5 protein-coding genes and 1 pseudogene are annotated in these 6,408 nt (G+C 74.0%); 4 read left to right on the plus strand and 2 right to left on the minus strand.

Annotated elements, in window-relative coordinates; genetic code table 11:
* From CCN56_RS35815 to CCN56_RS35825, 3 genes and pseudogenes are all read left to right on the plus strand, one after another.
* Nucleotides 1-247 (plus strand): annotated as a pseudogene (locus tag CCN56_RS35815) (LysR family transcriptional regulator); the annotation flags it as partial.
* Between the two features lie 49 nt (nt 248-296).
* Complete coding sequence (locus CCN56_RS35820; protein WP_086831933.1) at nt 297-1,256, plus strand: hypothetical protein; 960 nt, start codon at nt 297-299, stop codon at nt 1,254-1,256.
* 103 nt (nt 1,257-1,359) lie between these two features.
* Nucleotides 1,360-2,487, plus strand: a complete 1,128-nt coding sequence (locus tag CCN56_RS35825; RefSeq protein ID WP_086831934.1) for an aminopeptidase P family protein — start codon at nt 1,360-1,362, stop codon at nt 2,485-2,487.
* A 14-nt stretch (nt 2,488-2,501) separates the two neighbouring features.
* Here the strand turns inward: CCN56_RS35825 and treZ are convergent, their stop codons facing one another.
* Complete coding sequence (treZ, locus tag CCN56_RS35830; RefSeq protein WP_086831935.1) at nt 2,502-4,253, minus strand: malto-oligosyltrehalose trehalohydrolase; 1,752 nt, start codon at nt 4,251-4,253, stop codon at nt 2,502-2,504.
* A 78-nt stretch (nt 4,254-4,331) separates the two neighbouring features.
* The gene (locus CCN56_RS35835) at nt 4,332-5,333 is read right to left on the minus strand and encodes a GNAT family N-acetyltransferase (protein ID WP_086831936.1); all 1,002 of its coding nucleotides are present in this window, start codon (nt 5,331-5,333) and stop codon (nt 4,332-4,334) included.
* Nucleotides 5,334-5,469: 136 nt separating this feature from the next.
* Between CCN56_RS35835 and CCN56_RS35840 the strand changes: the two genes are divergently transcribed.
* The gene (locus CCN56_RS35840) at nt 5,470-6,018 is read left to right on the plus strand and encodes a DUF1707 and FHA domain-containing protein (RefSeq protein ID WP_086831937.1); all 549 of its coding nucleotides are present in this window, start codon (nt 5,470-5,472) and stop codon (nt 6,016-6,018) included.
* Nucleotides 6,019-6,408: the final 390 nt, after the last annotated feature.

Here is a 6,408-nt window from a genome sequence, read left to right on the forward strand (position 1 = left end):
CGGGCGCGGCTTCCGCGACGCCCTGCGCTACGAGGGCACCGACACCCGCACCCTCGCCGCCCTCGCCGCCGCCGGGCACGGCCTCGCCCTGCTGCCGCTGCCCGCGGCTGCGGACGTCCCCGGCGCGGCCGCCGTCCCCCTGGTCGCGCCCCGCCTCGTCCACCGCGTCGAACTCCTCCTCCCGGCGGGCACGGGCCGCGAACCGACCGGTCCGGTGGCCGGGTTCGCCCGACGGCTCAAGGGCTGACACCCGCAGTCGCTACCCTGTGCGCAACGGCGACGGAAGGCGGACGGGTGTGAGGTGGCTGCGACGAGGACCCAGGCGGGACGGCGACGACGCACCGAGGGACCCCGAGTTCGCGTACTTCTCCCAGCGGGAGGCCGCGCTCTTCCGCGGCCGGGTCCGCGAGACCTTCGCCGAACTCGGCCTGGAGGTCACCGTCTACGCCGACCACGTCGTCGACGACAAGGGCCGCCGCTTCGGCCTCGGCAACCTCGCCGCCGTCTGTCACCAGGACCGGCGCGGCCCCCGCGTCTGGCCCGGCATGATCGAACGCCACATCGGCCTCGTCGTCCGCGCCATGGACGGGCCCTCCGCGCTCGACACCCTGCCGCCCGAGCAGATCCGCGCCCAGCTCTACCCCCGGGTCGTCAGCGGCGACGGCATCGACGCCGGCGCCTTCGGCTACGCCAGGACCGTCGCCCCCGGGCTCTACGAGGTCCTCGCCCTCGACCTGCCGGAGAGCGTCATGATGCTCACCGACGAGGCCCTCGAACGGCTCGGGGACCACGCGCAGCTCCGCGACCGGGCCCTGCGCAACCTGCGCGGACTGCCCGTCGAGGAGCACGAGACCGTCCGCGACGCCGACGGCATGTGCTTCGAGGTCATCCTCGGCGACTCCTTCTACACCGCCAGCCGCGTCCTCGACCTCGACGGCGTCGTCCAGCGCGTCACCGGCGTCCCGCTCGGCGAGCACGGCGCCCTCGTCGCCTTGCCCTTCCGGCACCAGCTCGCCTTCCACCCCATCCGGGACACCTCGATCATCCCGGCCCTCGGCGCGATGGCCTCCTTCGCCGCCGCCGGGTACGAGGACGTGCCGGGCGCCATCAGCCCGTACGTCTTCTGGTGGCGCGGCGGCACCCTCACCCAGCTCAGCGAGCACGACGAGGAGCGCGGCGAGCTGCGGATCGTCGTCGGCGACGACTTCCACGAACTCCTGGAACGGCTCATCGCCCAGGGCCCCGACCGCCGCTGACCCGGACACGGCTCTCCGGCATCCGGTCGCGGCGCGCGCCCCCGCCCGGCAGGATGCTGTACGTCGCACCGGACGCAGACGAAGACGTCGAGGAGAAGCCACCATGTCGGAACAGGTCGTGCCCTTCACCGCGGACGACTACCGGGCCCGGATGGCCCGCGCCGCCGAATCCGCCGCCGAAGCCGGACTCGCGGGCGTCCTCGTCGCCCCCGGACCCGACCTGGTCTACCTCACCGGCTACCAGCCGACCGCGATCACCGAGCGGCTCACCGTCCTCGTCCTCGCCGCAGGCCGGGAACCGGTCCTCGTCGTCCCGACCCTGGAGGCGCCCGACGCCGAGAAGGCCGCCGGGGCCGCCGCGCTCACCCTGCGCGACTGGACCGACGGCAAGGACCCGTACGCCGTCACCGTCCCGCTCCTCGACGTCGACGGCCGCTTCGGCGTCAGCGACAACGCCTGGGCCATGCATCTCCTCGGCCTCCAGCAGGCCCTGCCCGGCACCTCGTACGTCTCCCTCACCGAGGCCCTGCCGATGCTCCGGGGCGTCAAGGACGCGCACGAGCTGGCCCGGATCGCGGCCGCCGGGGCCGCCGCCGACCAGGCGTACGGCGAGATCCTCAAGGTCCGCTTCGCCGGCCGCAAGGAGACCGACGTCGCCGCCGACCTCGCCCGGCTCCTCATGGAGTTCGGCCACTCGCAGGTCGACTTCACCGTCGTCGGCTCCGGGCCCAACGGCGCCAACCCGCACCACGAGGCCGGCGACCGGGTCATCGAGCGCGGCGACATGGTCGTCCTCGACTTCGGCGGCCTCAAGCACGGTTACGGCTCCGACACCACCCGCACCGTCCACGTCGGCGAGCCCACCGACGAGGAGCGCCGCGTCCACGACCTCGTCCGCGAGGCCCAGCAGGCCGGCTTCGAGGCGGTACGCCCCGGCGTCGCCTGCCAGGAGGTCGACCGGGCGGCCCGCAAGGTCATCACGGACGCCGGCTACGGCGAGTACTTCATCCACCGCACCGGTCACGGCATCGGCGTCACCACCCACGAACCGCCGTACATGATCGAGGGCGAGGAGCTCCCCATCGTCCCCGGCATGTGCTTCTCCATCGAACCCGGCGTCTACCTCCCGGGCCGCTTCGGCGTCCGCATCGAGGACATCGTCACGGCCACGGAGGACGGCGGGGGCCGCCGCTTCAACAACACCCCGCACGAGATGGCGATCGTCGAGTAGCTCCCGACGGCGGCTCAGCCGTCCGTCAGGACGATCGCCGACTCGCCGGGGAGGCTGAGGAGGCCGTCCGACGCCGGGGCCTCGACCGGGTCCCAGGAGGCCAGGACCCGGTCGCGGCCGTTGGAGCCGAGCGGGATCACCGCCGGCTCCTTGCCCAGGTTGACGGCCACCCTCAGGTCCCCGCGCCGGAAGACCAGCCAGCGGGCCTCCTCGTCGAAGGCCACCTTCACTCCCGCCAGGTCCGGGTCCGTCAGGTCCGGCAGCGTGCGGCGCAGCGCGATCAGCTGGCGGTGCCAGGCGAGGAGCCGCTTGTGCGGGTCCCGTTCGCGTTCCGTGCGGTCCAGGACCGAGCGGTCGCGGGTGGCCGGCTCCTGGGGGTCGGGGACCTCGTCCTCGGACCAGCCGTGCGCCGCGAACTCCCGCTTGCGGCCCCGTCGTACGGCCTCCGCGAGCTCGGGGTCGGTGTGGTCGGTGAAGTACATCCACGGCGTGCTCGCCCCCCACTCCTCGCCCATGAACAGCATCGGCACCGAGGGGCCGGTGAGGACGAGCGTCGCCGCGCAGGCGAGCAGACCGGGGGAGAGGGAGGCCGAAAGGCGGTCGCCGAGCGCCCTGTTGCCGATCTGGTCGTGCGTCTGGGCGTATCCCAGGAAGCGGTGGGCGGGGGTGCGCTCCCGGTCCACCGGACGCCCGTGGTGGCGGCCCCGGAAGGACGAGTACGTGCCGTCGTGGAAGAAGACGCGGGTGAGCGTCTTCGCGAGCGCCGCCATCGGAGCGCGCGCGAAGTCGCCGTAGTAGCCCTGCGATTCGCCGGTCAGGGCGGTGTGCAGGGCATGGTGGAAGTCGTCGTTCCACTGGGCGTGCACGCCGAGGCCGCCGAGCGTGCGCGGGGTGGTCGTGCGCGGGTCGGCGAGGTCGGACTCGGCGATCAGGAAGTGCTGGCGGCCCTGCTCCTTCGCCAACTCGTCCACGGCGGCGGACAGTTCCTCCAGGAAGGTCAGCGCCCGCGTGTCGGCCAGGGCGTGCACCGCGTCGAGCCGCAGCCCGTCGATCCGGTAGTCCCGCAGCCAGGCGAGCGCGCTCCCCAGGAAGTACGCCCGCACCTCGTCCGAACCCGGCGCGTCCAGGTTCACCGCCGCTCCCCACGGCGTGTGGTGGGTCTCCGTGAAGTACGGTCCGAAGGACGGCAGATGGTTGCCGGACGGGCCCAGGTGGTTGTGCACCACGTCGAGGACCACGCCCATGCCGAGCCCGTGCGCCGTGTCCGTGAACCGCTTCAGTGCCTCGGGACCGCCGTACGGCTCGTGGACCGCCCACGGCGCCACCCCGTCGTACCCCCAGCCCCGCACCCCGGGGAACGGGCACAGCGGCATCAGCTCCACATGGGTGATGCCGAGGCCCGCCAGCTCCCCCAGCCGCGCGGCCGCCGCGTCGAGCGTGCCCTCCGGCGTGAAGGTGCCGACGTGCAGCTCGTACAGGACGGCGCCGCGCAGCCGCAGCCGCGGGGACTCGTGGCGCCAGGCGTACGCCGAGTGGTCGACGACCGCGCTCAGGCCGTCGGGCCCGTCGGGGAGCCGGCGCGAGCGCGGGTCGGGCAGCACGTGCCCGCCGTCGAGCGAGAAGCCGTACCGGTCGCCGTCCCCGGCGGGGACCACGCCCGACCACCAGCCGTCCCGTTCGGCGTCCCGGTCCATGGGATGGGCGGAGCCGTTCAGCTCCAGCGTCACCCGGTCACGGGCGCTCGGCGCCCACACCTCGAAGAGCACGGGAATCCCCTCGTCGACGGTCAGCCAATGGCCAGGGCCTGATCCGCCGGACAGGCCCTGGCGCGACCATCCTGGCAGTCAGGACCCCGACGCGCCCGGCGCGTCCCACACGTAGTTGATCGCGTGCTCGAACGCGACGTAGCCCGCACGGGCGAAGGACGCCGCCATCGGCACGTTCCCCAGGTCCGTCGCCGCCCGGATCCGGGGCACGTCGACGGCGGCCAGGATCCGGGTCCCCTCCGCCAGGATGTCGTCGATGTATCCGTGCCCGCGGTGGGCGGGCAGCACACCGATGTACGCGATGGTGTGGTGGTAGTTGTTCCGCGCGGGGACGACGAAGCCGACCGGCTCGCCGCTCTCCGGCAGCCGGGCGATCCGCCACCACTCGCGCGGCGAGGAGTAGTGCGCGAGCTCCTCGTCGTAGTGCAGCTCGGCCGCCTCCCGCGCCGACAGGCCCGAGGCCAGGTCGGCCTGCCCGTGCGCGTCGAGCGTGCCCTCCAGCACCGGCGTCATCAGCGCGAGCAGGTCCTCCCGGTCCCGCACGGGACGGAACTCCAGGCGGTCCTTCGGCTCCGGTACGGGGGTGCCGGGCCGCCACTCCAGACGCAGCCGCTCGACCAGCGGACGGGCGCCCGTGCGCTCCAGTACGGCGAACAGGCCCTCCAGGAGGGTCCTGGTCTCCGGGACCTCGCGCCAGTCCGCCGGCAGGAACCGCCCGAACTCGGGGCGCCGCGCACCCGCCGGGACCACCGCGGCCGTCGCCGTCTCCAGGAGCCGCAGACCGACCTCGGCGCGCTCGTCCGCGTCCAGGTCGGGTGCGAGGTCGAAGAAGTCGAGCGCCTGCGGTTCGGCGCCCGCCGCGTGGGTCCACCAGGCGAGCCGGCCGAGCAGCCGGTCGCCGTCGAGCGCCACCCACATCCAGGCGGGGAGGCGGCGGCCGGTGGCGAGGTCGTCGGCGAGCTCGTGGTCGAGCGAGTAGGTGAGGCGGAGGAACAGGTCGAGTTCCTCGGGCCCGGCGAGCGGGCGGATGACGAGGTCGGTGGCGGACGATGAGGCGGACGGTGAAGGAGACGTGGTCACGTCGTGTTTCCCCCTGGGGATCTCTGCGATGAGGACGGCAGACCGTAACAGCGGTCCCGCCGCGACCGGTACAGAGTTTTCCCAGGTCCGGGGTCCTTCTGGACACTTCGGGCCCGACGGGCCGACAATCTCGGATGTGACGACCCCCTTCGAGCTTCCGGCGAACTCCCCCCGGCTGACCGACGCCGAGCGGGACCGCGCGCTGGTGCTGCTCCGTGAGGGCGCCGCTCAGGGCCGCCTCTCGCACGACACCTTCCTCTTCCGGATGGAGCGCGCGCTCCAGGCCCGCCGGCCCGACGAACTCGCCCTGCTCACCGCCGACCTGAGGACCGAGGGCACCTGGACCCGGCGGGTGGTCGGCGCGGTCGAGAAGATGTCCGCGTTCACGGCACGGATCGGGCGGGCCTGGACCGCGGAGCGGCTGCCGAAGCTGCTCCTGCCGCACCCCGGCCCGTACCCGCTGCGGATCGGGCGCGACCCGGCCAACGGGCTGCGGCTCAGCCACGAGACGGCCTCCCGGCTGCACGCCGAGCTCTCGCTGCAGGGCGGGACGTGGGTGCTGCGCGACCTCGGCTCGACGAACGGCACCACCGTCAACGGACGTCGGGTCACCGGCGCCGTGGCGGTCCGGCCGGGGGACGTCGTCGGCTTCGGCCAGATGTCCTTCCGGCTGTCGCACGACTGAAACGCACGGCATGAGCTGAATCGGACCTCGTGGGCGTTCACCCGTTCGGCGGTACGTGGCGGGCGGTGGGGCCCCCGCGATGATGGGCTGGGCAGACGCGCGCCACGATCTCCGGCCGCGGCACCCACCGCCGACCGACAGGGGGCGCGATGAGCGACGAGCCGAAGCGGGACACGGGGAACGGCCTGCCTTCCGGAGACCGCCCGCCTTCCGGGGATCCCTGGACACGACTGCCGTCGATGGCACCGGCGCCGCCCGCGGGGGCATCCGTCCCCGGTCGCGTACGGACCCTCGCCGACCCGGCCGCCGCCGGGCGGGACGGGCCCGGCTGCGCTCGGGTCGGCGGTGCTCCGTACGCGCCCGGGGACGGATGCCCCCGCGGGCGCCGCC

The organism is Streptomyces sp. NRRL B-24572 (assembly GCF_002156145.1).
Classification (GTDB): Bacteria; Actinomycetota; Actinomycetes; order Streptomycetales; family Streptomycetaceae; genus Streptomyces; species Streptomyces vietnamensis.

Coding starts and splice junctions, on each gene's coding strand:
- CCN56_RS35825 (WP_086831934.1), top strand. CDS start 1,360: ATGTCGGAACAGGTCGTGCCCTTCACCGCGGACGACTACCGGGCCCGG.